Annotated in this window: 26 protein-coding genes; 23 read left to right on the plus strand and 3 right to left on the minus strand. The window is 40.8% G+C overall.

Annotation, left to right across the window (positions count from 1 at the left end; all coding sequences use genetic code 11):
• Window positions 1-26: 26 nt before the first annotated feature.
• Together hisS and WG954_RS08780 are read right to left on the minus strand one after the other, a co-directional pair.
• The gene (gene hisS / locus WG954_RS08775) at window positions 27-1,391 is read right to left on the minus strand and encodes a histidine--tRNA ligase (protein WP_340435595.1); all 1,365 of its coding nucleotides are present in this window, start codon (window positions 1,389-1,391) and stop codon (window positions 27-29) included.
• 57 nt (window positions 1,392-1,448) lie between these two features.
• On the minus strand, window positions 1,449-1,931 hold the full coding sequence (locus WG954_RS08780) for a low molecular weight protein-tyrosine-phosphatase (RefSeq protein WP_340435597.1): 483 nt from the start codon (window positions 1,929-1,931) through the stop codon (window positions 1,449-1,451).
• 336 nt (window positions 1,932-2,267) lie between these two features.
• Here WG954_RS08780 and WG954_RS08785 point away from each other — a divergent pair, with 336 nt between their 5' ends.
• The 20 genes from WG954_RS08785 to WG954_RS08880 all read left to right on the plus strand — a co-directional run bounded on the left by WG954_RS08785 (window position 2,268) and on the right by WG954_RS08880 (window position 21,570).
• Window positions 2,268-3,089 (plus strand): energy transducer TonB, encoded by an 822-nt coding sequence (locus WG954_RS08785; RefSeq protein ID WP_340435598.1) that lies wholly within the window; start codon window positions 2,268-2,270, stop codon window positions 3,087-3,089.
• A gap of 36 nt (window positions 3,090-3,125) precedes the next feature.
• Complete coding sequence (locus WG954_RS08790) at window positions 3,126-3,365, plus strand: hypothetical protein (RefSeq protein ID WP_340435599.1); 240 nt, start codon at window positions 3,126-3,128, stop codon at window positions 3,363-3,365.
• Window positions 3,366-3,367: 2 nt separating this feature from the next.
• Complete coding sequence (locus tag WG954_RS08795) at window positions 3,368-4,303, plus strand: PstS family phosphate ABC transporter substrate-binding protein (protein WP_340435600.1); 936 nt, start codon at window positions 3,368-3,370, stop codon at window positions 4,301-4,303.
• Window positions 4,304-4,359: 56 nt separating this feature from the next.
• Entirely contained in the window at window positions 4,360-6,126 is a 1,767-nt protein-coding gene (locus tag WG954_RS08800; RefSeq protein WP_340435602.1) for a tetratricopeptide repeat protein, read from the plus strand.
• A gap of 118 nt (window positions 6,127-6,244) precedes the next feature.
• A complete protein-coding gene (locus WG954_RS08805) occupies window positions 6,245-6,664 on the plus strand; it encodes an NADH-quinone oxidoreductase subunit A (RefSeq protein WP_340435604.1) in 420 nt (139 codons plus the stop codon).
• 117 nt (window positions 6,665-6,781) lie between these two features.
• Window positions 6,782-7,372, plus strand: coding sequence for an NADH-quinone oxidoreductase subunit B (locus WG954_RS08810; protein ID WP_340435606.1), 591 nt, complete (start codon window positions 6,782-6,784; stop codon window positions 7,370-7,372).
• A gap of 90 nt (window positions 7,373-7,462) precedes the next feature.
• Window positions 7,463-7,981, plus strand: coding sequence for an NADH-quinone oxidoreductase subunit C (locus WG954_RS08815; RefSeq protein ID WP_340435608.1), 519 nt, complete (start codon window positions 7,463-7,465; stop codon window positions 7,979-7,981).
• 78 nt (window positions 7,982-8,059) lie between these two features.
• The gene (locus WG954_RS08820) at window positions 8,060-9,286 is read left to right on the plus strand and encodes an NADH-quinone oxidoreductase subunit D (RefSeq protein WP_340435610.1); all 1,227 of its coding nucleotides are present in this window, start codon (window positions 8,060-8,062) and stop codon (window positions 9,284-9,286) included.
• Window positions 9,287-9,330: 44 nt separating this feature from the next.
• Window positions 9,331-9,819 (plus strand): NADH-quinone oxidoreductase subunit NuoE, encoded by a 489-nt coding sequence (gene nuoE, locus WG954_RS08825; protein WP_182804118.1) that lies wholly within the window; start codon window positions 9,331-9,333, stop codon window positions 9,817-9,819.
• On the plus strand, window positions 9,819-10,025 hold the full coding sequence (locus WG954_RS08830; protein ID WP_340435614.1) for a hypothetical protein: 207 nt from the start codon (window positions 9,819-9,821) through the stop codon (window positions 10,023-10,025). Before nuoE ends, WG954_RS08830 begins: the two co-directional genes overlap by 1 nt.
• Before the next feature lie 100 nt (window positions 10,026-10,125).
• Window positions 10,126-11,487, plus strand: coding sequence for an NADH-quinone oxidoreductase subunit NuoF (gene nuoF, locus WG954_RS08835; RefSeq protein ID WP_340435615.1), 1,362 nt, complete (start codon window positions 10,126-10,128; stop codon window positions 11,485-11,487).
• A 27-nt stretch (window positions 11,488-11,514) separates the two neighbouring features.
• Window positions 11,515-12,627 carry an NADH-quinone oxidoreductase subunit G gene (locus WG954_RS08840; protein WP_340435617.1) on the plus strand — a complete coding sequence of 371 codons (1,113 nt, stop codon included), beginning with the start codon at window positions 11,515-11,517 and terminating at the stop codon, window positions 12,625-12,627.
• Window positions 12,628-12,632: 5 nt separating this feature from the next.
• Complete coding sequence (nuoH, locus tag WG954_RS08845) at window positions 12,633-13,685, plus strand: NADH-quinone oxidoreductase subunit NuoH (protein WP_340435620.1); 1,053 nt, start codon at window positions 12,633-12,635, stop codon at window positions 13,683-13,685.
• Between the two features lie 104 nt (window positions 13,686-13,789).
• The gene (nuoI, locus tag WG954_RS08850) at window positions 13,790-14,356 is read left to right on the plus strand and encodes an NADH-quinone oxidoreductase subunit NuoI (RefSeq protein ID WP_340435623.1); all 567 of its coding nucleotides are present in this window, start codon (window positions 13,790-13,792) and stop codon (window positions 14,354-14,356) included.
• A gap of 1 nt (window position 14,357) precedes the next feature.
• The gene (locus tag WG954_RS08855; protein WP_340435625.1) at window positions 14,358-14,861 is read left to right on the plus strand and encodes an NADH-quinone oxidoreductase subunit J family protein; all 504 of its coding nucleotides are present in this window, start codon (window positions 14,358-14,360) and stop codon (window positions 14,859-14,861) included.
• Window positions 14,862-14,945: 84 nt separating this feature from the next.
• Window positions 14,946-15,281: an NADH-quinone oxidoreductase subunit NuoK gene (nuoK, locus tag WG954_RS08860; RefSeq protein ID WP_340435627.1), complete on the plus strand. Its 336-nt coding sequence runs from the start codon at window positions 14,946-14,948 to the stop codon at window positions 15,279-15,281.
• A gap of 65 nt (window positions 15,282-15,346) precedes the next feature.
• Window positions 15,347-17,260, plus strand: a complete 1,914-nt coding sequence (nuoL, locus tag WG954_RS08865) for an NADH-quinone oxidoreductase subunit L (RefSeq protein WP_340435628.1) — start codon at window positions 15,347-15,349, stop codon at window positions 17,258-17,260.
• A 17-nt stretch (window positions 17,261-17,277) separates the two neighbouring features.
• Window positions 17,278-18,714 (plus strand): complex I subunit 4 family protein, encoded by a 1,437-nt coding sequence (locus tag WG954_RS08870; RefSeq protein WP_340435630.1) that lies wholly within the window; start codon window positions 17,278-17,280, stop codon window positions 18,712-18,714.
• Window positions 18,715-18,732: 18 nt separating this feature from the next.
• Window positions 18,733-20,136, plus strand: coding sequence for an NADH-quinone oxidoreductase subunit N (locus tag WG954_RS08875; RefSeq protein ID WP_340435633.1), 1,404 nt, complete (start codon window positions 18,733-18,735; stop codon window positions 20,134-20,136).
• A gap of 156 nt (window positions 20,137-20,292) precedes the next feature.
• A complete protein-coding gene (locus WG954_RS08880) occupies window positions 20,293-21,570 on the plus strand; it encodes an ABC transporter permease (protein WP_340435635.1) in 1,278 nt (425 codons plus the stop codon).
• A gap of 76 nt (window positions 21,571-21,646) precedes the next feature.
• Here the strand turns inward: WG954_RS08880 and WG954_RS08885 are convergent, their stop codons facing one another.
• A complete protein-coding gene (locus WG954_RS08885; protein ID WP_340435636.1) occupies window positions 21,647-24,211 on the minus strand; it encodes a zinc-dependent metalloprotease in 2,565 nt (854 codons plus the stop codon).
• 300 nt (window positions 24,212-24,511) lie between these two features.
• On the opposite strand from WG954_RS08885, the gene WG954_RS08890 reads away from it, so the two are divergent.
• The 3 genes from WG954_RS08890 (at window position 24,512) to WG954_RS08900 (ending at window position 26,694) form a co-directional block, all read left to right on the plus strand.
• Window positions 24,512-25,369: a MotA/TolQ/ExbB proton channel family protein gene (locus WG954_RS08890; protein WP_340435638.1), complete on the plus strand. Its 858-nt coding sequence runs from the start codon at window positions 24,512-24,514 to the stop codon at window positions 25,367-25,369.
• Window positions 25,370-25,431: 62 nt separating this feature from the next.
• Window positions 25,432-26,100, plus strand: a complete 669-nt coding sequence (locus tag WG954_RS08895; RefSeq protein WP_340435639.1) for an ExbD/TolR family protein — start codon at window positions 25,432-25,434, stop codon at window positions 26,098-26,100.
• Window positions 26,101-26,130: 30 nt separating this feature from the next.
• Entirely contained in the window at window positions 26,131-26,694 is a 564-nt protein-coding gene (locus WG954_RS08900; RefSeq protein WP_340435641.1) for an ExbD/TolR family protein, read from the plus strand.
• Window positions 26,695-26,719 lie beyond the last annotated feature (25 nt).

The raw sequence follows: 26,719 nt of genomic DNA on the forward strand, positions 1-26,719 counted from the left end.
TTTTCTGTTTAGCTGATTCAGCCGTATTAAACCGAAAATTTTTGGAACAAAGCATCGAAGCTGAGCGATTCCTGTACACCTGTTGCCAATTCTTTTACATTACAGGTGCCGTTCTCTAATTCTTTTGTGCCAAGAATGGCGATAAAAGGAATTTGTTTTTTTTCAGCGTATTTAAATTGTTTGTCGAATTTGCTGTTTTCATGATACAATTCGCAGGCAACCCCTTTGCTGCGTAATTGCTGCATCAGCTCAAATGCTTTTTTGCTTTCTGCTTCACCAAGATTGAAAAACAAAACTTTTGTACCTGTATGAACACTTGCAGGGAATAGTTTTAATTCTTCCATCACATCATAAATACGATCAACCCCAAACGAAATACCAACACCGGGAATATTTGGCACACCAAACAAACCGGTAAGATCGTCGTAACGACCGCCACCGCCAATACTGCCCATCTGCACATTCTTCGCTTTTACTTCGAATATGATACCGGTATAATAGTTTAAACCACGAGCCAGGGTAAAGTCGAATTGCAGATTTGGGATTTGCGATTGCAGACTGACTGTTTCAAGTTCCTCTATTCCTTGCTTACCTGTTTCGGTTTCGCCGAGTAATGATTTTATCTGTTGCAGTTTTTCTTCATTATTACCGGTAATGAGTAAATATTTTTCGATGATGGAAATTTGCTCAGTAGATAATCCACGTTGAGCTAATTCCTCTTTTACTTTTTCTAACCCTATCTTATCAAGCTTATCAATAGCAACCGTAATATCAACCATTTTATCGCTACCACCACACAACTCAGCTAATGCAGCAAGTATTTTTCTACTGTTGATTTTAATGTCAACATCCACACCGAGTTTTTGAAAAACAGTAGCATAGATATTTGTCAGCTCAACTTCGTTCAATAATGATTTGCTGCCCACCACATCTGCATCGCATTGATAAAACTCACGGTAACGTCCTTTCTGCGGACGATCAGCTCTCCACACAGGCTGCACCTGGTAGCGTTTGAACGGCATGGTAAGTTGATTATGATTCATGGCTACATAACGTGCAAACGGAATGGTGAGATCATACTTTAATGCACGTTCAGTAATTGCACTTGTATTTTTTCCTGCGAGTACTTTTTCAAATTCATCTTTGATCGTTTGTTGTTTGGCAGGATTATCTAAACCGTTGTTCAGAATTTTGAAGATCAATTTATCGCCTTCCTCACCATACTTGCCCATCAACGTATCAAGATTTTCCATGGCTGGTGTTTCCAATGGTTCAAACCCATATAATTCAAAAACCGATTTAATGGTATTGAAAATATAATTGCGTTTGCGAACAACATCTGCTCCAAAATCTCTTGTGCCTTGCGGTAATGATACATTAACCTTCGCCATTCTTCAATTTGTAGTTTATAGTTTTAATGCCTGCTATTCCAAGTCATAAATCCGAAATCATACATCAGACATTTTCGTACTTCTCACAATATACTTCTCGATTATCTTATCACATGCTTTATCGATCATTTCATACACAGTATGGTATCCATCTTCTTTTCCATACCATGGATCAGGAACAGCCCTGTTCTCACCTGGATATAATTCATTCAACAGCAGATCAACTTTTTCTTCTTTCCAAAACTTACCACTCATTTGTTTTACATCAATGTAATTGCTGCTGTCCATTACATATATGAAATCATAATTGAGAAAATCTTCTTTCACAAATTGTCTTGCCCGTTGTTTGCTGATGTCAACGCCGTTATGCTTCGCCACTTTAATGCTTAAATGATGCGGAGGTTCGCCTGTATGCCACGCACCTGTACCTGCACTCTCAACACTCCATTGCAAACCGGCATTCCATGCCTTGTGCTGCAGCACACCTTCAGCCAAAGGACTTCTGCAAATATTTCCCAAACAAACCATTAAGATGCGCATGAGCGCAAAGATAAGGTGTAAGGTAAAAGGCACAAGACGCAAGAATGAAAATCCAATAACCAAAAAACAAGGTACAAGAAGTAAAACCCGATGTCCAATATTCAAACATCATAAAGCAAAGTGAACGCAACCTTGAAGTTGAAGGTTTTTATTTCGTACCTCGTACTTCTCACTTCGTACATGTGTTTGTGGATTTCTTTCAGCAGCGCATCTAATTACCGAAATCATTTCATCAACAGCCGGCCGGCGAGTGTGTAATGAAGATTTGTTTGAGTGTATGATCTGTCATATGCAAACAGATGCATCAATTTTTTCACCTCACCAAAACGTTGTCACATGAATACCGAACAAATTCTTAAGGCCGACCTGCTTGATATCATATTTGATAATCGCAACAAAGCATATGGTGCGTATTCCATACGAAGAGCATATCCTTCACACCTCAAAAAAGCAATGGGAATAATGTTGTTATTAGTAACAGCTGTTTCATTGTACGTAATGAGTAAACCAAAAAAGACAGGTACATATATTCCACTCGATAAGGATACTGTGGTTGTAATTCTTGAAGAAGTTATTGATACTAAGAAGCAGAAAGTGCCCGAACAGCAACAAAGAACTGTTGCTGAACAGCCTCCCACAAAGCCGGACTTTGTTCCGAAAATAGTGGATGATCATTTGGTAAAAAACGAAGTGCCTGACAGAACCGATACTGCCAAATACAACCCCGGGCCAATTGAAGATCCAGGTACACCGGGTGGAGAAGGATTTGTTCAAGCCGATAAAGGTTCAGTAACAAGCTTTCCTGCTGATCCTCCTAAAGAAGCCACACCTTTAGATCCTCCAATTCTGGAATCACCCGATGAAAAGCCAGAATTCCCCGGAGGCATGGAAGCATGGTCACGTTACCTGCAACGCATGTTGCGTGTGCCAGATGAATTAGAATCGGGTGATCGTAAAACGGTCAGAGTAAAATTTGTTGTGAACGCCAATGGAGAAGTAACAGATGCCGTGATTACCATGAGCGGAGGCAAAGAGTTCGATAAGGAAGTAATGCGTGTAATTGGCCGCATGCCAAAGTGGAAACCGGGGAAACAGAGAGGAAAACCGGTGGCATCTTATTTTACACAACCGGTAACCTTTACCGTTCCCGAAGAGTAAAAATTAGTTAACTTGCCCGCTCCCTAAAAAGCTTACATGTCAATCCAGGAAGATTTCAGGAAAAAGAATAAACCCGTTAATGTAAAGGCAGTGTTCGACATTGTTATGGGCATTATTTACCTGGTTATGGGAGCGGTTCTTGCTTTATCAAAATACTTTGGACTTGAAATTACATTTCCACCGCCCGATGTAGTGATCGTATTTGGAATTGCCGCATTTGTATATGGGGCATTCCGCATTTTCAGGGGGGTAAAAACTTACAACAATCCATCATAGACATGAAGAAGTGGAGTATGGTACTGTATGGCTGTTTAAGCCTGTGTATTTTTTCCTGTAAAGAGAAGAAGGCGCAGCCTGAAGATACCGGTTCAAGCGGCACCATCCATATTAGTGTAGACGAGTCGTTCAAGCCTATTATTGAAGAACAGATAGAGGTCTTTCAATCGGCCTTCCCCAAGGCTAAGATTATCGCTCATTATAAACCGGAGGCTGATTGCTGGAACGATCTGATGAACGACAGCACCCGAATGGTGATCGTTACCAAAAAGATCACAACCGAAGAGTCTAGTTACTATGCTGATTCTCTCGGTTTATATCCCCAGGGTGATCTGCTTGCCAGTGATGCCGTGGCATTGGTGGTGAACAGAAATGATCCTGATTCTGTTTTTACTAAAGAAGAAGTGGCAGGGATGTTGTTGGGTACAGGGAAGCTGCCGTATAAACTTGTTTTTGATGGGGTAAAAGCAACCAGTACGGTACGTTATGCCATCGATAGTATATTGAAGGGAAAACTGTTTAATACGTCAGTCATTACCGCTGCAAAAAGCAGCAGCGAGGTGGTAGAATATATTGCAGAAACCCCGGGTTATATAGGCTTTGTTGGTGTAAGCTGGATCGGTAACCCCGAAGAAAGTAAACAGCTTGAGCTGCTCAAGAAAGTACGGATTGCCTGGCTTCCATGCGATAGTTGTGATGAAGCAAACACTTATACAAAACCATGGCAGGAAGACATTTTAACAAAACGTTATCCTTACACAAGGGAGATCTATTACGTCTTGAAAGAAAATCACGTGGGCTTGGGAAAAGCATTTGTAAATTTTATGAACAGCGACAGAGGGCAACTGATCTTTAGAAGAGGTTATCTTGTTCCGGCAAGAAGGATTTTTATCATGAGAGAAACTCAACTGAAATTAGTGAAGCCTGTAAAGCAATAATTTTAATATTTTTACCGACCCTGAGCAACCGATTACTTAAACCAAAGAAAGAAAAAATGAAACGATCACTCAGTTTAGCATTTGTGGCAGTTTTTTTCGTGCAGCAGTTGTTGGCACAATCCATTGATGATGGAAAGAAGTTCATGTACTATGAGCGGTTCAAAAGCGCAAAGGATGTTTTTGAGAAACTCGTAGCTGCAAACCCCAAGAATGAGGAAGCAGCCTATTGGTTGGGTCAGGCATACATTGGTTTGGAAGATGTAGCCAAAGCAAAACAAACCTACCAGGCAGCTTTGCAGGCCAGTTCTACTTCTCCTATCCTCCTCGCAGGTATGGGACATGTTGAGTTGCTTGAAAATAAAGCAACCGATGCCCGTAATCATTTTGATATGGCTATCAACACCAGCAAATCAAAAGATAATGAAGTATTGCATGCAGTAGGCCGTGCAAATGCCTACACAAAAGCTGGTGATGCCAATTATGGTATCGTCCATTTGCAAAAGATCACCACTACAAAGAAATTCAACGACCCTTCAGTTTTTGTAACCATTGGTGATGCTTACAGGAAGTTGGTGGATGGCGGTAATGCAGTGCTTGCATTCAAAAACGCCCTCACCCTTAACCCTAAATATGCAGCAGCTAAACACAAAGAAGGCTTGATCTATGAAAGCCAGAAGAATAGAGAATTCTTTCTGCCTGCATTTGAAGAAGCGGTAAATATGGACCCTGCTTACGGGCCTGCTTATTATTCATTATATTTTTACTGGTACTTCAGGGACGTTGCCAAGGCTGAAGATTATTTGAACAAATACATTACATCGATTGATAGTGATCCACAAAACGATTACTATCGCATTGATCTGAAATACGCTTCAGGCCAATTTAAAGAGGCTATTACGCAAAGTGATGCTCTCATTAACAAGGTGGGTGCCGATGTGATCCGACCACGTATCTACCGTTTAAAGGCTTATAGCTATAAGTCTTTGGCGGAAAAAGCAGCAAAAGAAAAAGACTCTGTTACAGCAGTTACGGAATACGCTAATGCAAAAAAGAACATTGATATATTTCTCGCAAAATCAAAACCGGAAGAGATTGTTCCAAAAGATTACCAGTTATTCGGTGATATCTTATCTGGAACACCTGGTAGTCAATCGCAGGCATATGCTTATTATGAAAAAGCAATGAATGCTGATACTTCCCAGGAAAACAAGGCTTCCTATTTAGATCAGGCAATTGTTCTTGCAAATAAACTGAATGACAAGGTTGCAAAGGCTTATTGGCAAGAGAAGCAATACAATGCTAAGAAAACGCCTAGTAATGTGGATATGTATAATTTAGGTCGCACATTTTTCGATGCAGGTGCTGCTTCAGGCGACTTTAATTTTTACCGCAAAGCAGACAGTGTATTTGCTATTTACACAACCCAATATCCTGATCAGGCTTACGGTTACTACTGGCGTGCCCGCTCAAACTGGAGTATTGACACCAGCATGGTAAACAGCATGGCAAACCCACATTTTGAAAAATTTGTGCAGGTTGCGTCTGCCAGCAAGGATTCAGCTTCATTCCGTCCGCAGATCAAATTGGCCTACAAATATTTCATTGGCTACAACATTTTTGTAAAGAAGGATTATAAAGTAGCAATTGAGTTTTGCGATAGAATATTGGCCATCGATCCAAATGATGCTGAGGCAAAAGAATACAAGCGTCAGCTCACCGGTGGTAAAGCACAGGCAACCGGTAGCACCAGCAAAGCAACGAGTGGAGTAAACAGTAATTCTGTTACGGGGCGTAATGAACGAAAGTCTGTCATCTACAGTTAACGGAACACGATTTCATTTTATTTATAGATCCCTCCGCAATAGCGGGGGGATTTTTTTTTATTACAGGGAATTTCCAATACCCTGCCTTATTTTTGCGGCATTCAAAACCTGCATTTACATGAAATGGTTTTTCTTTTTACAGTCCAGTCCCGCAGCACCCGTTGTTCAATCGGTGAATGATTCAGGTAATTATTTCCCCATCGGTATCCAGATATTGTTTGCATTTGGTTTTGTGGCAGTTATGATGGTGCTTACGCATTTGCTAGGACCTAAGCGTCCAACTGCTCAAAAGCTGGAAAACTTTGAGAGTGGTATTGAAATTCATGGCAATGCCCGTCAGCCAATGGCGGTGAAATACTTCCTCGTAGCAATTTTGTTTGTGTTGTTTGATGTTGAGGTGATCTTTTTCTATCCGTATGCCGTTAATTTTCGTGAGCTGGGGTGGGGCGGATTCATGGCTGTGTTGATGTTTGTAGGGTTTTTCCTGTGTGGATTCTATTATATAATTAAGAAAGGTGCGCTTAATTGGGAAGATTAAGCCGAAACAATCACAGATTTGAAAAGTGAAACTTGCTGCTAAGCAAACTTTGTGGTGCAGTAGTTGTTGTGAAACTGACAGCAAGCTTATAATTTCAAATCTTCAACTAAAAATATTATGTCACGTCCGGTACAATTTAATATCAATCCTAAATCAATCGATCATAAAGGTCATATCAGCATGGTTGATATGCCTGAAGGTCATATGGGTGAAGGATTCTTTGCTACCAAACTCAGCGAAGTAGTTGGGCTGGCCCGTAAGAATTCTATCTGGCCTTTGCCTTTTGCAACTTCCTGCTGCGGTATCGAGTTCATGGCAACAGCAGCGGCTCACTACGATCTTGGTCGATTTGGTTCTGAGCGTATGGCTTTTACTCCACGCCAGTGCGATCTGATGATGGTAATGGGAACGATCTCTAAAAAAATGGGTCCTGTTGTAAAACAAGTTTACCTGCAAATGGCCGAACCCCGTTGGGTAATGGCTGTTGGTGCATGTGCCAGCAGTGGTGGTATTTTCGATACATACAGTGTATTGCAGGGAATTGACCAGGTGGTGCCGGTAGATGTGTATGTGCCCGGTTGTCCTCCCAGACCTGAAGCGATTCTTGACGGGTTGATGCGCATACAGGATCTGGTGGGCCAGGAAAGTCTTCGCCGCCGAAACAGCGAGCATTATCAAAAATTATTGGACAGTTACGGAATACAATAAATAACTAATCAATTTGAAAATTTGAAAATGTTCTAATGACTGAGGCGATAGAATTTTCAAATTTTCAAATCCTCAAATTTTCAAATTGAGATGGCTTTGACCAACGAACAGATTCAAAACAAGCTGATAGAGAAATTTGGAGAGCAGGTATATGCTTTCTCCGAGCCCTATGGTATGCTCACATTTGAAGCACCCAAGGATCTTAATTTGAAAGTACTCCAGTTTTTATTTGATGATGAAACATTGCGTTTCCAGTTTTTAACTGATCTGCAGGCCGTCCATTATCCAACAGACAAAGGTCGTGAGTTAGCGGTGGTCTATCACTTACACAACCTGGTTGATAATGTGCGTATCCGTTTTAAAGTATTTACTGATATCAATACTCCTGATGTGTTTACCGCAACACAGTTATATGCAACAGCAAACTGGATGGAGCGGGAGACATACGATTTCTTCGGTGTGAATTTCGTTGGGCACCCAAATCTTAAACGCATTTTAAATGTGGATGAGATGGATTATTTCCCGATGCGTAAAGAATTTCCATTGGAAGATCAGACACGTATTGATAAAGATGATGAGATGTTTGGAAGAGGAGGGAGTATTAAATAACCGATTTGAATATTTGAAGATTTGAAATTGATTAAACCCATTTTCAAATTTCCAAATTGATAAATTTTCAAATTTACCATGAGCGACGTTCAAAATATATTATTACCTGAAGGTTCCATTGAGAAGAAAACGATCACTCTCAATGTTGGTCCAACGCATCCGGCAACGCATGGTGTGTTTCAAAACATCATGGAAATGGATGGTGAGCGTGTGATGTCTTCTGAATCAACAGTAGGCTATATTCACCGTGCATTTGAAAAGTTGGCGGAACGTCGTCCGCTTTACCAGATCACACCCATTACTGATCGTTTGAATTATTGCAGCAGCCCCATCAATAATATTGGCTGGCATCTTACCTGCGAAAAACTGTTGGGCGTTCAAACTCCAAAGCGTGTTGATTACCTGCGTGTGATTTTAATGGAGCTTGCACGTATCAGCGATCACCTGATCTGTAATTCAATTTTGGGTGTTGATACGGGAGCCTTTTCAGGTTTCGTTTACCTGATGGAATACCGTGAATTGATTTATGAAATTTATGAGGAGATCTGTGGTAGCCGTTTAACAACCAACATCGGTCGCATTGGTGGTTTCGAACGAAACTTTACACCGGCAGCTTGGGAAAAATTAGAAAAGTTCCTGAAAGAATATCCAAAAGCATTAAAAGAATTTGAGAACCTGTTTACTCGTAACAGAATATTTATCGATCGTACAGTTGGTTGTGGACCTATCTCTGCAGAACGTGCATTGAATTATGCTTTCACCGGCCCTAACTTACGTGCAGCCGGTGTAGATTATGATGTTCGTGTTCACACGCCTTACTCATCTTACGAAGATTTTAATTTTATTGTTCCTGTTGGAACTACCGGCGATACTTACGACAGATATCTTGTTCGTAATGTTGAAATGTGGGAGAGCTTAAGCATTATTGAACAGGCTTATCAAAAAATACAGGATTTCAAAGGAGCCGATGCAGAAGTGTATCATGCACATGTGCCGGAATATTATTTACCTGAGAAGAAAGAAGTGTACACGAGTATGGAGGCACTTATCTGGCACTTCAAGATCATCATGGGTGAAATTGAAATGCCGAAGGGTGAAGTGTATCATAGTGTAGAAGGTGCAAATGGTGAGTTAGGTTATTATTTCATCAGCGATGGTGGACGTACACCTTACCGCTTGCATTTCCGCAGGCCGTGCTTTATTTATTACCAGGCATTTGAAGAACTGGTAAAAGGAAGTATGTTGAGCGATGCAATTGTGGTGATGAGTAGTTTGAATTTGATTGCAGGAGAATTAGATGCTTAAGTGCATTTGAAAATTAATTGATTTGAAAATTTGAAAATAGCAGAATGAAGTTTTCAGAAGAACAGTTGAAGAAAGTAGATGAGATGATCTCTCATTACCCCGAAGGCAAGCAGAAAAGCGCATTGCTGCCATTGCTGCATTTTGTGCAGAAAGAAAATGGTGGATGGCTGAGCTCGGAAGCAATGGATTATGCTGCGGAGTTATTGAAGATCGCTCCTATTGAAGTGTACGAAGTAGCTACGTTCTACAGCATGTATAATTTACAGCCGGTTGGTAAAACAATATTTGAAGTTTGTCAAACAGGCCCTTGCATGTTAAGAGGCAGTGATGGTATTGTTGATTATATCTACGAGAAGCTGGGCATCAAACCCGGACAAACAACTGCAGATGGATTGTTTACATTGAAGACGGTGGAATGTTTGGGAGCCTGTGGTTATGCGCCTATGATGCAGTTGGGTCCTGATTACCGTGAACACCTGACCAAAGAAAAAATTGATGCATTGATTGCAGAAGGAAAAGCTAAAGCCAATTAATGATGACAAAGAAAACCGCCATGTTTATTGGGTTTTTGCTTTCAACATCAGCGATGATCGTTATCATCGTTTTCCTTGTGATGAAAGATAAAAGCAACATGAAGCCGATGTTGTTCATTGGAATTGGTTTAGCACTTGGATCATTAGTATTAAGAAATCTGTTACGTTTTAAACCTGATTGGTTTAAAGATAATAATGTTGAATAGAATTAAGAACGTACAAGAGTGCGACGCAACAGAAGTTCAATAGTAGTAAAATCGGTGACTACATAAAATATTAAGTCGAGAAAAACAGACGACGAAAACAATGGGTAGAAAATTACTTTTAGACAAAGCACATATTGAAGGCATCAGGCATTATGATGTGTATCGCCGTGAAGGTGGTTACCGCAGTGTGGAGAAAGCATTGAAAACAATGGCTCCCGAAGCAGTAACGGAAGAAGTAAAGAAAAGTGGACTGCGTGGTCGTGGTGGTGCGGGTTTCCCAACAGGTATGAAATGGAGCTTCCTTGCTAAGCCTGAAGGTGTTCCCCGTTATTTGGTGGTAAATGCAGATGAGAGTGAGCCGGGTACTTTCAAAGATCGTTACCTGATGGAATTTATTCCCCATCTGTTGATTGAAGGAATGATCACTGCATCGTACGCATTGGGCAGCAATACTTCTTATATCTATATCCGTGGTGAATATTGGTGGGTGAAAGAAATTTTGGAAGTTGCTGTGCAGGAAGCACGCAATGCAGGTTGGTTAGGAAAAAATATTTTAGGCAGTGGTTTCGATTGCGACATATTTGTGCAGCCGGGTGGTGGTGCTTATATCTGTGGCGAAGAAACAGCATTGCTTGAATCATTAGAAGGTAAGCGTGGTAACCCACGTATCAAACCTCCATTCCCTGCGGTAAAAGGTTTGTGGGGTTGTCCGACAGTGGTAAACAATGTTGAGACCATTGCAGCTGTTGTACCAATTGTAAATGACGGAGGTGATGAGTATGCGAAGATTGGTATTGGTAAATCAACTGGTACAAAACTCATTTCTGCATGCGGTAACTTAAACAAGCCCGGTGTGTATGAAATTGAAATGAATATTTCGGTTGAAGAATTTCTTTATAGTGATGAATATTGCGGAGGTATTGCCAATGGTAAAAAATTGAAAGCATGTATCCCCGGTGGTTCATCGGTTCCTATTCTTCCTGCAAATCTTTTGTTGAAAACAGCAAAGGGTGAAACAAGAATGATGACCTATGAAAGTTTGAGTGATGGTGGTTTTGCAACCGGTAGTATGATGGGTAGTGGTGGTTTTATTGTAATGGATGAAGATCAGTGCGTGGTGAAGCACACATACACGTTGGCCCGTTTCTATCGTCATGAAAGTTGCGGACAATGTTCCCCTTGCAGAGAAGGAACAGGTTGGATGGAAAAAATTCTGCTCAACATCGAAAACGGAAAAGGCAAGATGAGTGACATTGATCTGTTGTGGGATATCCAACGCAAGATCGAAGGAAATACCATTTGTCCGTTGGGTGATGCAGCAGCATGGCCGGTGGCAGCAGCCATCCGTCATTTCCGTGATGAGTTTGAATGGCATGTTACTAATCCGTCAGATGCATTGAAGAGGAACTATGGTTTGGCTAATTATGCGAAGCCATTAGAGATTGCAGCACCAACTGCATAACAAATTTGAAAGAACGTATTTATTAATATGGCAGACGAAAAGAAATTATTTACAGTAACCATCGACAACATCACTGTAGAAGTTGAGCCGGGAACAAGCATTCTGCAGGCTGCACGTAAAATTGGTGGTGATGTGGCGCCGCCTGCGATGTGTTATTACACAAAGCTGAAAGATAGTGGTGGTAAATGCCGCACTTGTTTAGTGGAAGTTGCTGCAGGTTCTGCTGCCGATCCACGACCAATGCCAAAGTTGGTGGCAAGTTGCCGTACCAACGTCATGGACGGAATGGTGGTGAAAAATATTACCAGCGATCGTGTAATTGATGCAAGAAATGGTGTGGTTGAATTTTTATTAATCAATCATCCGTTGGATTGCCCTATCTGCGACCAGGCAGGTGAATGTCATTTGCAGGACCTTAGTTATGATCATGGTAAAGGTGCAAGCCGTTATGAGTTCAAACGCAGAACATTTGATAAGCATGATCTTGGTCCATACATTCAGTTGCACATGACACGTTGCATTCTTTGCTATCGTTGTGTGTACACTGCCGACCAAGTGACGAATGAACGCAAACATGGTATTTTAATGCGTGGCGATCATTCTGAAATTGCAACGTATATCGAGAAGAGTTTAGATAATGATTTTATTGGCAATGTGATTGATGTTTGTCCTGTAGGTGCATTAACCGACCGGACATTCCGTTTCAAAAATCGTGTATGGTTTACCAAGCCGGTTGATGCACATTGCAATTGTGATAAGTGTAGTGGTGAAGTGCAACTGTGGATGCGTGGCGATGAAGTGCTTCGTGTAACTGCACGTAAAGATGAGTGGGGCGAAGTAAAAGACACCACGAAAGGTGAGACCGGTTGGATCTGCAATAACTGTCGTTTTGAACGGAAGAAAGCAAGCGACTGGATCATTGAAGGACCTTCACATGTTAATCGTCATTCAGTGATTTCACAAGGACATTATGAGAATGGAGTGAAACCAAATGAAACAATTAAAAAAGTAATGGGTGGAAGGGATCCAAAGTTACTGATGAACATTAAAGATGTAACTGAAGTGAACCAGGTTGAGTTGAGTGAAATAAAAGGCCCGGCAACATCGGAGTCATTTAAACAAATAGAGAAAGGAAATTAATGGATATGATTTTATTAGCAGTCGATTGGGCATTGGTGCTGGAGAAATTCATCTTCATCGCATTTATCATTACCGTTTCATTGGTGGTTGCGCTGTACATGACGTTTGGCGAACGCAAAGTAGCGGCATGGATACAGGACCGTGTTGGTCCTAACCGTGCGGGTCCTTTTGGTATTCTACAACCTTTGGCCGATGGTGTGAAGATGTTTTTCAAAGAAGAGATCATTCCCACTTCTTCCAATAAGATTTTATTTATTCTCGGCCCGTCGCTGGCTATGATCACAGCCATGTTAACCAGCGCTGTTATTCCATGGGGCGATAAAGTTGAACTATTCGGACGAACTATCTCTCTGCAAATTGCTGATGTAAATATTGGTATCCTGTATGTGTTTGGTATTTTAAGTTTAGGTGTATATGGTATCATGATCGGTTCATGGGCGAGTAACAACAAGTTCTCGTTAATGGGTGGTTTGCGGGCAGCCTCACAGATCATTTCATATGAACTGGCGATGGGTATTGCGTTGATCGCTTTGATCATGATCACCGGAACATTAAGTCTTGGTGAAATGGTGAAGCAACAGCAGGAAGGCTGGTGGAACTTTTTTGTTCAGCCACTCGGCTTCTTTATTTTCTTAGTATGTGCGTTTGCAGAGTGTAACCGTACACCGTTCGATCTGGCCGAAGCAGAGAATGAATTAATTGGTGGTTACCACTCTGAGTATTCAAGTTTAAAATTGGGTTTCTATTTGTTTGCTGAATACATCAATATGTTCATCAGCAGTGCAGTGATGGCGACTTTGTATTTTGGTGGTTATGATATCATTCCTTTCTATGATGAGAGTGCATGGGGTTTCTCTGCCAACATCATGGCCCTGTTAGGTGCGGCGGCATTATTTATTAAAATTCTTGTTTTCATTTTCATATTCATGTGGGTACGTTGGACGATTCCAAGGTTCCGTTACGATCAGTTGATGAACCTCGGTTGGAAAGGATTGATTCCGCTGTCTTTGTTCAATATGTTGGTTACTGCAGCGGTGATTTTGTTTTTGAAGAAATGATGAATAGAATTGTTGCAGTACAAAAGTGCGACGCAACAGCAGAAGAAGAGAGAGTTGAAGTGGGAGACAAAAAATATATTTGCAAACTTTTATAAAAAACGTTGATGCAATTAACAAACAAAGCAAAACTGGTAGACCGTAAGCCGTTGAGTATTGCAGAAAAGATTTATCTGCCTGCAATTCTTAAAGGAATGGGAATCACGTTTTCGCATATTTTTAAAAAGAAGGTAACGATTCAATACCCCGAACAAACAAGACCATTCAGTCCTGTGTTTCGTGGGTTACATATTCTGAACCGTGATGAAGAGGGACGTGAAAATTGTACGGCTTGTGGCTTGTGTGCAGTAGCATGTCCTGCTGAAGCTATTACGATGGATGCAGCAGAACGTTTACCGGGCGAAGAACATTTATATCGTGAAGAAAAATATGCAGCAAAGTATGAGATCAATATGCTGCGTTGCATTTTCTGTGGTTTGTGTGAAGAGGCTTGTCCGAAAGATGCGATTTATTTAACTGAAACATTTGCACCTGCGAATTACAGCCGGCAAAGTTTTATATATGGTAAAGACAACCTCGTAATTCCTCATCCAAAGGAAAACCCGGAAGCATTTGCCAAAGCAAAAGGATTAATTGACGAACGAAAGGCGAAAGCCAATCAACAGACTGCATAACATGAGCATTACTGAAATTCTATTCTGGTTCCTCAGTGCATTGGCACTTGGCGGAGCATTGATGATGGTTACCAGCAAAAACCCGGTGTACAGTGTACTGTGGTTGGTTGTTGTATTCTTTGCTATTTCCGGACACTATATTTTATTGAACGCACAGTTTCTTGCAGTGGTGAACATCATTGTGTATGCAGGTGCCATCATGGTATTGTTCCTCTTTGTGATCATGCTCATGAACATGAATGCAGATAACGAGCCACAAAAAAACAAATGGTTGAAAATAGCAGGGGCTGTTGCAGGCGGTAGTTTGATGTTGGTGTTTGTAGCTGCATTGCGTCAAACAGAAACCTTGCAGGCGCAACTGGTTAATATGGGTGGTGAAGCTGGGTTGATTAAAACATTAGGTAAGACGTTGTTCACAGATTACGTATTACCATTTGAAATAAGCAGTGTGTTGTTCTTAAGCGCCATGGTAGGTGCAGTGGTAATAGGAAAGAAAGGAGATTAAGAAATTAGTAATTAGAATATTTGAAAATGATGAACTGATTGACAATTTTCAAATTTTCAAATTGAGAAATTTTCAAATTGAGTTATGCCGATCAATTATTATATCATTCTTGCAGTAGCGTTGTTCAGTATTGGAGTGGCGGGTGTGTTAACACGCCGCAATGCCATTATTATTTTTATGTGTGTGGAACTGATGTTGAATGCGGTGAATCTATTGCTCGTAGCATTTTCAAAAATGCATGCTGCAAATGCAATGGCAGTAAACCCTTCTGCAATTGTTGGAACAGAAGCGCAGTTGTTTGTATTCTTTATTATGGTGGTGGCAGCCGCGGAGGTAAGTGTGGGGTTGGCCATTATTGTAATGATGTACAGGAATATTCATAGTGTGGATGTAAACTTTTTGAACAGACTTAAACATTAAACTAATGTATGATGTTGGATGTACGACATCTTACATTTAACATCGTACATCGTACATAGGAAATTATGAAGAGTATTATCGACCTGGTTTATTTGGTTCCGTTGTTTCCGTTGATCGGTTTCCTGATCAATGGATTGGGAAGAAAAAATTTAAGCAAATCGCTCAGCGGCATTATTGGCAGCGGAGTAATTCTTGCGTCGTTTATTGTGAGCCTGCTGATCTTTAACGAAACAAGGGCTGAAGGTTTTATTGCAACAACTGTAAACCTGTTTGAGTTTATCAATGTGGCGGGGTTGAATATTCCTTTTGCTTTCCAGGTTGACCAGTTATCAGCTTTATTTCTGCTGATCATCACCGGTGTTGGTTTTCTCATCCATGTTTATTCAACATCCTACATGCATGAAGAAGCGAGTCATCATTTTGCACGTTACTTCGCTTACCTGAATTTGTTTGTGTTCAGCATGTTGTTGCTGGTGTTGGGTGCTAACTATCTCATCATGTTTATTGGATGGGAAGGTGTTGGTCTTTGTTCTTACTTACTCATTGGTTATTGGTTTAAGAATACAGAATATGGCAATGCAGCACGCAAAGCCTTTGTGATGAATAGGATTGGTGATCTTGGATTTTTATTAGGCTTGTTCTTCATCATTCAACAGTTCGGATCATTAACATACACTGAAGTTTTTTCACAGGCAGAAGGTATGTTTAAAGGCGACACAAATATTGTAGTGATCACCTTGTTGCTTTTTGTTGGTGCTACCGGTAAGAGTGCACAGATTCCATTGTACACCTGGTTGCCCGATGCGATGGCCGGTCCAACACCCGTATCTGCACTCATCCACGCTGCAACGATGGTTACCGCAGGTATCTACATGATTGCACGTAGTAACATTTTATATACGTTGGCGCCAGTTTCGCAAACAGTAGTAGCAGTAGTTGGTTTGGCAACAGCTATTCTTGCTGCAACCATTGCCCTCAAACAAAACGATATTAAAAAAGTATTGGCTTACTCAACGGTTAGTCAGTTAGGTTATATGTTCCTTGGTTTAGGCGTTGGTGCTTATACCGGTGCAGTGTTTCATGTAATGACACATGCATTCTTCAAAGCATTATTATTCTTAGGTGCAGGTTCTGTTATTCATGCGATGCACCATGAACAAGACATTCGTAAGATGGGTGGACTGGCGAAAAAACTTCCCACAACACATTGGACATTCTTAGCAGGTTGTATTGCAATCGCCGGTATTCCTCCTTTCAGTGGTTTCTTTTCAAAGGATGAAATTTTGGTGCATGCATTTGCTGCGAATCCTGTGTACTATGTAATTGGTTTGGCTGGTGCGTTAATGACAGCTTTCTATATGTTCCGTTTATATGCAATGACGTTCAGAGGAACATTCCGTGGCACACACGAACAGGAACATCATTTACATGAAAGTCCCTGGCAAATGACCATGCCATTGGTTGTGTTAGCTGTATTGGCGATCGTTGCAGGGTTTGTTGGTATTCCTGAATTGTTTGCAGCAGATGCACATAAGTTGGAGCATTATTTAGCGCCTGTATTTAAAGCATCATCTGAAATTGCAGAAGCACATCACGTTGATCATAAAACTGAATATATTTTATTAGCTGTAAGCATAACGCTCATTGTTCTTTCCATTTTTTATGCGTTAAACCGCTTCAGCAAAAAACCTGAGACCGGCGAAGAAGAAGGTTTTGGAAAAGTATTGGCCAACAAATGGTATGTGGATGAACTATACAACAGCATCATCACAAAACCATTGAATGGTTTGGGTGTATTCACCAATCGTTTTATTGAGAAGAGTGGGATTGATGGAATTGTAAACGGTGTGGGTAAGAGTGTACAGTGGGGTGGTCGTCAGTTGCGTTTATTGCAAAGTGGACAGGTAGGTTCTTATGTACTGTGGATGGTACTGGGCATCCTTATTTTATTTGTAATTACAATTACTATACTTAATTAAACCGGGCATAGCTGTTTATGACTGCATTATTGTTGATATTGATTCCGTTGATTGGTGGTCTTGTTACATTTTTTGTGAAACAGGAAAGCCAGGCAAAGCTGTGGAGCTTTGCGGTATCGTTGGTTACGTTGGCAGCTATGAGTGTTAACCTGTTGATGCATGATGAAGCGGGTAGAAGCTTTACTGCTGAATGGTTACCAATGCTCGGCTCGTCATTTGCCTTGCAGATGGATGGTGCAAGCACATTACTTTGTTTCCTCACTGCACTTTGTTATCCCATCATATTTGCTTCTACATGGAAAAGCAGTTACTCATCACCCAATAGTTTTTATGGGTTGATGTTGCTGGCACAAGCCGGCATCACTGGCGTATTTCTTGCAGCTGATGGATTGTTGTTCTACTTCTTCTGGGAGTTGGCATTAATACCTGTTTACTTCCTCTGCAGCAAATGGGGCGGTGAAAAACGAATTGCAGTTACATTTAAATTCTTCATTTATACATTCATCGGTTCATTGTTGATGCTGGTTGGTTTGTTGTACATGTACTATCAAACTGCTGATGCATCATTCTCCATGCAATCATTGTATGCAGTTAAATTGAGTGGCGATCAACAGTCGTGGTTGTTCTGGCTATTCTTTATTGCATTTGCGGTGAAGATGCCGGTGTTTCCTTTTCATACATGGCAACCCGATACATACGAGCAATCACCAACAGCCGTGACAATGGTGTTGAGTGCATTGATGGTGAAGATGGGTTTGTTTGCCGTGATCCGTTGGTTGTTGCCTTTGTTCCCCGATGCTGCTGTGCAATACGATAATGTAGTGATTGGTTTAAGTGTGATCGGTATGATCTACGCCAGCATTCTTGCCATGCAGCAAGACGATATTAAACGTTTGATCGCTTATTCTTCTATTGCACATATTGGTTTGATGGCCGCTGCATTGTTTGTAAACAACGAAAGTGGATTGCAAGGTGCAATGATCCAATTGTTCAGTCATGGTGTGAATGTGTTGGGTATGTGGATAGTAATTGAGTTGATCGAACGCAGATTCGGCACACGTAAGATGAGTGAGTTGGGTGGACTGGCGCAGAAAGCTCCGGGCTTAACCATTCTATTGGTGATTGTTGCATTAGCAAACGTGGCATTACCATTGACCAATGCATTCATAGGTGAATTTCTAATGTTCAACGGCTTGTTCAAATTCAATGTTTGGTATGCAGCAGTTGGCGGATTGAGCATTATCCTGAGTGCGATCTATACATTGCGTATGATCCAGAAAGTATTCTACGGCCACGAAAATACATTAACAGCAAAGGGAGAAGATATTACATGGTTTGAAAAAGCAAGTCTTGCTGTAATTGTTGTGGCCATTTTTGTAATGGGAGTTTATCCCAAACCGGTATTTGAATTAACAACAGATACTGTAACCTTGATACTTGGTGTGTTTAAATAATTTATTCAACGAAGAACGATGAACCTGATTTTAATTTCGGCGATTTGGGGTATTGTGATGATGTTCAGCGGTTTGTTTTTAAAAGACAAATCGTCTGCAAAAACTGTTGCATTGATTGGATCGATCGCTTTACTGATTGGTAATATTTTTGATCTCTCCGGCAAAATGATCATCAACAGCAACTTTAACGGTATGCTGCAATACGAACGTTTTGGTTTGCTGTTCTTAACTATTCTTGTCCTTGCTCTTATCATGTACATTCTGCTCAGTGGAAAAGAAGTGGAAGCAGTGGGCAATCATCCGTTTGAATATTTTGCGTTGATCTTTTTTGTCATGAGTGGTGCAGGCTTAGTGGCTTTGTTCAACAACCTGCTTATTCTCTTCATTGGTATTGAGATCATTTCTATTCCACTATACATTCTTACCGGTTCCGATAAACGAAACCTCAAGGGTAATGAAGCTGCACTGAAGTATTTCCTGATGGGATCTTTCTCAACCGGTATCATGCTCATGGGTATTGCATTTCTTTATGGAGCAACAGGTTCGTTCCAACTGGAACAATTAGATTCTTTCCAAATGAAGCAATTAATAGTAACCCCGCAGGATGATTACAAGATATTCATGTTGATCGGAATTGTGATGATCATGGTGGCGCTGGCCTTTAAAGTGTCGGCAGCACCGTTTCATTTCTGGACACCTGATGTGTACGATGGTGCACCAACCGTGTTCACTTCATTCATGGCAACCATTGTAAAGGCAGCTGTGTTCATTGGTTTTCTGAATCTCTTTACAAATGCTTTTGGCAATAAAACAGGTAACTGGCAAATGACCGTTGCTATTATTACCGCTCTTACATTGTTCATAGGAAATATTACCGCTGTTTACCAGCAAAGTGTAAAGCGTATGCTGGCTTATTCAAGCATTGCACAGGCAGGCTTTATGATGTTTGCAGTTTTTGCCATCAATGATATGGCGAAGCAAGGTTTGCTGTTGTATGCTGCCGCTTATTGTTTCGCTACTATCGGCATATTTGCTGTGTTGGTGAAAATGAAAGATTATACGTTCGATGGTTTCAATGGCCTTGCTAAAAAGCAACCATTGGTGGCGATGGTATTAACCATATGTTTAGTCTCCCTGGCTGGTATTCCTTTAACAGCCGGGTTCTTCGCTAAATATTTTGTATTGGCAGCAGCGGTTAAAACAGGTACTTACCTGTGGCTGGTGATCTTTGCGGTTGTTATGGCAGCCGTGAGTGTGTACTATTATTTCCGTGTTATCCAGGCTATGTATTTCAAAGAAGGTGAGGGTCAGGAAATAGCTATCACTGCTCCGTTTAAGGCATTATTGGTTACAGTGGCTGCCGTGGTGATCCTGCTGGGGGTTTACCCAAGCTTGCTGCTGAACTGGCTTACATTTTTCTAGTCGTTCACTTAGTGCGATTTTTTTTGATTGTTGATCTCCGTGGTGTGGGTGGCTATGCCATTCATGGAAACAGCTTGCAATTCCCATCAGCTTTCTTAACTTCACAATTGAATAAAGCGGAAATCAAACGGAAGCTGCTTTGTTTACCTTTCAACAATGACATTCTCCGACATCTTATCATTGGCGTGGCGCACCATACGTTCCAATAAATTACGTACCGGCATTACTGTATCCATCATTGCATTCGGTATTATGGCGCTTATTGGCATTATTACGGCCATTGAAGCAATGAACCAGAGTTTGTATGAGAACTTCTCTATACTTGGTGCTAATTCGTTCAGCATACGTTTTAAAGAGCGGAATATTCGTTTTGGCGGTGGGCCAAGAAGCGATCTTACCAAAACCAAGAAAGGCGGCAACAAACAACGCAACTCAAACCTCGACCGGTTTATAACTTTTGAAGAAGCACGCCGATTTAAAGATCAGTTTACATTTCCTGCAACAGTCAGTATTTCAAAGTTCGCCAGTGGCAATGCAACTGTTTTGTACGAAAACGAGAAAACTAATCCGAATGTTAGAGTTATAGGTGGCGATGAAAACTATTTACTCAATAGTGGTTACACATTAGAACATGGTCGTGATTTTAATAAACTGGATGTAGAAACAGGGAGAAACGTAGTGATCATAGGTAGTGATCTTGTGCGTAAGCTTTTTAAAGGAAAAGGCTCTTATGCTGTTGGTAAACTTATCCGCATTGGTTCTAACCGTTATCGCATTATTGGTGTAATGAAAGAACGGGGTGCAAGTTCGTTTTTATCTCTTGATAATCTGGCGTTGGTTTCCTACAACAATGTGCGCCGTGTTTTTAATAGCGGCGGTAGTTACAATATCACTATAAGGGCAAATGATTTTAAACAGATGGATGCAGCTGTTGGTGAAGCAACCGGTGTATTTCGCCAGGCTCGTAAATTAAACATCAAAGAAGCTGATAATTTTTATATCGACCGAAGTGATAGTATTGTTGAAACACTCAAGAATACACTTCGGTTTGTTAAATATGCAGCATACATCATTGGAGCTATCACTTTGCTTGGTGCTGCCATTGGTTTAACCAATATCATGTTGGTGGCGGTGAGCGAACGCACAAGAGAAATAGGGTTAGCTAAATCAATTGGTGCAAAAGGTGCAAGCATCCGCACACAATTTTTATGGGAAAGTATTCTTATCAGTTTACTCGGTGCTTTCTTTGGTATTGTATTAGGAATTCTTGTTGGTAATCTTGCTGCCATCTTCTTTAAAACAGGTTTTATTGTTCCCTGGGGATGGGCTGCACTTGGCGCCATCATTTGTTTCTTTACAGGATTGCTTGCAGGTTTATACCCCGCCAGCAAAGCATCAAAGCTCGATCCGATTACAGCTTTACGTTACGAGTAATTTATTCATCGTATAACAAAATGAAGAGAGCCGCTTCAATTGAAGCGGCTCTCGTGTTATAAGAAGTTGATAGATCTTATTTATTTTCCAATACATCAGTGATACGATCACTCAGATCCTGCAAGTGCAGTTTCGTCATATTATCCGTGGTTAAAGGCAAGGCCAGTTTAATATCGTTGCGCAGTGTGCGTAATGTTCCTTTCAGAATTGAATACGCATCTGTGTTTTTGATATTAAGTGATGGTGAAATCTGTAACGTAATACCAAGACCACCAATTGAAAGCGGTGAAGCACCACCTGGCAATAATGTAATGATACGCTCAACAAACATTTTCTGCAGGTTGCGGCGATATACATCTGTTGCTTTACGGTTATATACTTCGCTGAAGATTGCACGACGCAGATCGTCCATAACTTCTGTTGCTTTGTAAGCATTGTTGCCAATGGCAGCTTCTGCTTCAAACAATTTTGTCATGGTTGAAGAACTGATAATGCGATTCAAAACAGATTCCTGTCTGTTTGCAATTACAACCTGTGGATTAATACCGGTACGACTAAAGATATCGTTGTTGATTAACCATGTTGGAGTTGTAAACAACTGCTGATTTAAGAAACTCATTGCTTCTTTCTGTGTTGACTTTGGTGTGTACTCGTATACAGCACCTTCCTGTTCGCTCATCTTTGGTGTTTCATAAATACCACCAATATTTTTTGCAACATGGCCCATGTAACGTCCAAACTGTGTTTGTACCTGGTTGTACATTTCATCTAAACCTTCATAACTTTCATTTGCCTGCTTGGTCCAGTTGATCAGGTTCGGAACAATACGTTGAAGGTTTTTAATACCATAACCACTTGCTTTCATGGCATCGTTACCTAAGTCTTCGTTTTGTGAACGTGGATCATCTGGATTTGTTTCAGTACCAAACCAGTTACGTTTGTTCTTTAAACGTTCAGTGGTGAGTTTTTGCAACACTGGTACTTCTGCTTCTGCAGTTTTGTACTCAGGCATCCAACGATAACCCCACTCAATTGCCCACTTGTCATAATCACCAATGCGTGGGAACAAACCAATGCGTGTAATATTATCCTCCGGTTGTGCCACATAGTTAAAACGTGCATAGTCCATAATAGATGGTGTGTGGCCATTCGCTTCAACCCATTTTTTATTACGTAAACTATCAACAGGAACTGTAGAAGACGAACCGTAGTTATGACGAAGCCCTAAAGTATGTCCAACTTCATGTGATGAAACAAAGCGAATCAGTTCGCCCATCAATGCATCTTCAAATACCATTGTACGTGAACCCGGATCAACGGCAGCTGTTTGGATGAAATACCAGTTGCGTAAAAGGCTCATTACATTATGATACCAGTTGATATGGCTTTCCAGGATTTGTCCGCTGCGTGGATCATGTACGTTAGGCCCACTTGCGTTTGCTACTTCACTTGGCTTGTAAACAATAGCACTGAAACGGGCATCTTCCAAACTCCACGTACTATCTTCCTGTGGAGTAGGAGCCATCTTTCCCATGATAGCATTTTTAAAACCTGCTTTTTCAAAGGCAGCCTGCCAATCATTTACACCTTGAATAAGATAGTTCACCCATTTCTTTGGTGTAGCAGGATCGATGTAATAAATGATGGGGTTCTTTGGTTCTACCAATTCACCACGCTTGTATTTTTCAATATCCTCCTCTTTTGGTTCAAGCTTCCAGCGTACGGCCATTTCAATTTCTTTTACACCCTGTGGGTTTGCATCAAAATCGGTATAGCGACGTGTAAAGAAGCCAACACGTGGATCGAAGTAACGGGGCTTTGCAGGAACTTTTGGTAACAACAACATAGAGCTGTTCAGTTCTAATGTAAAGTTGCCACTTCTGGCTTGCGCTGAAAAAGGATTTGTTTGTGCACCCGGGGCAGCAGCACCACGGGAATATGTCTTAACCGTTTTTACTTCAATATTGATAGGGTAAGATTTGATGGTGTTGATATACGATTTATCTGCCTGCACCGCACCCAACTGCAAACTTGATTTTGAACCGGTGCTGAAAAATAATACATCATTGTCACCTGCAACGAACTCAGTCATATCAATTACGGTAGAACGTGTATTGCTGATAGAATCTCTGCCAAATGCAGCAACATTAAAGGTTTGCATAATGGGTTGAATGTTTGAATTCACCACTGCTTTATACATTCCATTTTCATCTGAACCACGTTGGTCAAATGATACTCTTCTTAAAAACACTCTGTTGTTTGGTCCTTTCTCAAAACGGATCACATTGTTATTTACAATATCACCTGCATAACCTGAAAAACCATTGCTGAGACCTGCAGCCGATTTAGAAATGCGGGTTACAACAAGGATGTCTCTGTTTAACAATGAATCAGGTAATTCAAAATACCATTTGTCATCAACCATGTGTACTTTAAATAAGCCTTCATCAGTTTTGGCTTTATCGGTTATGACCTCTTTATAAGGTTTGGGCATTGAGGCACGTTGTGCCGTTGGTGGGGCACCTGTTGGTAATGGTGTTGGAGCACCTCCCGATGTGGGTACTGTGGGACGGTTTTGCGCCAGCCCTGCCGTTAAGCTACCTGCCAGCAGCAGCGATGCTAATGTTACATTTTTCATCATACTTTGATTGGTTTAAAAAATCGATTGAAATTAAATGGAATGCCCGAAACCACAGATATACAAAATGGGAGTGGAAAATGTTAGGTGTGAACGGACAAATATGATAAACGGCACAATCGTTTGCTGAAATAAACTAAAAAATTAAAATGGCGGGAAGTTGGTAAAAATAAATATTTCCCTAACTTGTGCCACCCGTACAGAGGGAATGGTTTGATTTTTTGAAAACGAAAATTTCATAGAATTGTACCACCATTTAAGAATAAAAAACTTACTTAATTAAAAACCAAAAAATCAATTGTCATGGCTGAAACTAAACCAACGGCAGCAAAGGCTGCAACTTCAGGTCAAGCAAAGCAGAGCAGCAACGTTATCTCTTGGGTAGCGCCAATCGTTTGTATCATTGCCGGTTATTTAATCTGGCGTTTCATCTTAGGTAACGCAAGCGGGTTTAAAGAGCCTGATACTTCAGGTGCTTGGTTCTGGCCAAAACATCACACACCAATTGGCGAGATGAACAAGATCTATGAAGGTGGTATCATCGTTCCTTTTCTGATTGGCTTGTTTTTAATGGTAATTGTATTCTCTATTGAGCGTTACCTCACAATCCGCAAAGCAATGGGTGCTGGAAATGCAACTGATTTTATCCGTAAAGTTCAGTATCACCTCGCAAACAAGAATATTGACGCTGCAATTGCAGAGTGCGATAAGCAAAAAGGTTCTGTTGGTAATGTTATGAAAGCGGGTTTGAAAAAATACCGTGAAATGACAGGGGAGACAGTAATGGATCATGAACAGAAAATCCAGGCTATTCAAAAAGAAGTAGAAGAAGCAACTGCGTTAGAATTACCGATGCTTTCTAAAAACCTCGTATTCTTATCAACTATTACTTCACTGGGTACATTGATCGCCCTGTTAGGTACTGTATTAGGTATGATCCGCTCATTCAGTGCCTTAGGTGCTGCTGGTGGTGGCGGCGATGCAACTGCCTTGGCGATTGGTATCTCTGAAGCCTTGTATAACACAGCTTTGGGTATTGCTACATCATCATTTGCATTGATCATGTACAACGTATTTACAACAAAGATCGATGCTATCACTTATGGCATCGATGAAACTAGCTTTACATTAACTCAAAGTTTTGCAACTCAGTACAAGTAATTGATTGAATGTTTATGGATTTTTTGAATTATTGAATCTTTCATTACAAAACTGGTAAGTAAATGTCTAAACTTAATAAAATTGCCAAAAAAAGTACTTGGGTGGATATGACAGCCTTCGTGGATCTGTCGTTTCTGATCCTTACTTTCTTTATGCTGGCAACAAAATTTAAGCCACCTGAGGTGCTGAAAATTCAAAACCCTCACTCAGTATCTTCGATTAATCAACCGGAGAAAGATGTGTTTAAGGTTTCGTTTGATAAAGACGGCAAAGTGTTTATCAGCTTCAGTCCTGATAAGGAAGGCAAGGAAAAAGCGCAGCTCACTGCGGAAGTGTTAAACCGCCAGAAAGGGTTAGGTCTCACTCCTGCGGAAATTTCAAACTTTGTAAATTTCTCAGTTGGCGGTATTGGAGTGCCTGTAACACAATTGAAAAGTTTCCTGGCGCTTAATGATGCTCAGTATAAAGAGTTTTCTCAACCTGGTATTCCTGTTAAAGACACGTTGAACAATCAGTTAAATGATTATTTAAACGCTTTAATTACAGGTACAGGTGGACGCAAGCCAGAAAACGTGATGTTGAATGGAGATAATGGAACAGAGTATCCTTATTTTAAGAATGTACTTGCTGCATTTAAAAAGAACGGTATTTTTTCCTTTAAGCTTATTACAGCATTAGAAGGTGTGCCAAGCGGAACGCCTCTTTATAAAAAGCAGAGAGAAGGTAAGTAAACAACATTTTTAACTTTAATAACAAACGCTATGGGAGCAGATGTATCAGCACCGGATAGTGGGGGGCATAAGAAAGGCCCCGGGGTCAAGAAACAAGCCCGTAAAGATACCAAGGTGGATATGACGCCGATGGTGGATCTGGGGTTCCTGTTAATTACCTTTTTTATCTTTACTACAACAATGAGCACGCCTAAGGCCTTTAAGCTCAATGTTCCGGATGATAGTGCTAAAGAGGAGGAACAAAATCAGGCGAAAGCGTCAGGTGCGTTTACTGTGTTGTTAGGTAAGGAGAATCACATTTATTATTATGAAGGACAATTGGCCGAGGACGGATCCAATTTCAAGTCTTCTAATTTTAAAGATATTAGAGCCGAATTACTCAGGAAAAAGGCAAATACGCCTGAAAAAGATCTTGTAATCATTATTAAGCCAAACGACAATTCTGTTTATAAGAATGTAGTGGATATGCTTGATGAAATGCAGATCACTGACATTAAGCGATATGCGATTGTTGACATTTTTCCAGTTGAAGTAGACTTAATCAACCTTACAGAAGGAACTGCTCCTGCTGCTCCTCCTGCCGGTGGAAAATAGTTTATGGAAAAAAAGCAAACAAGCA

It is taken from the genome of Lacibacter sp. H375 (assembly GCF_037892425.1).
Lineage (GTDB): Bacteria > Bacteroidota > Bacteroidia > Chitinophagales > Chitinophagaceae > Lacibacter.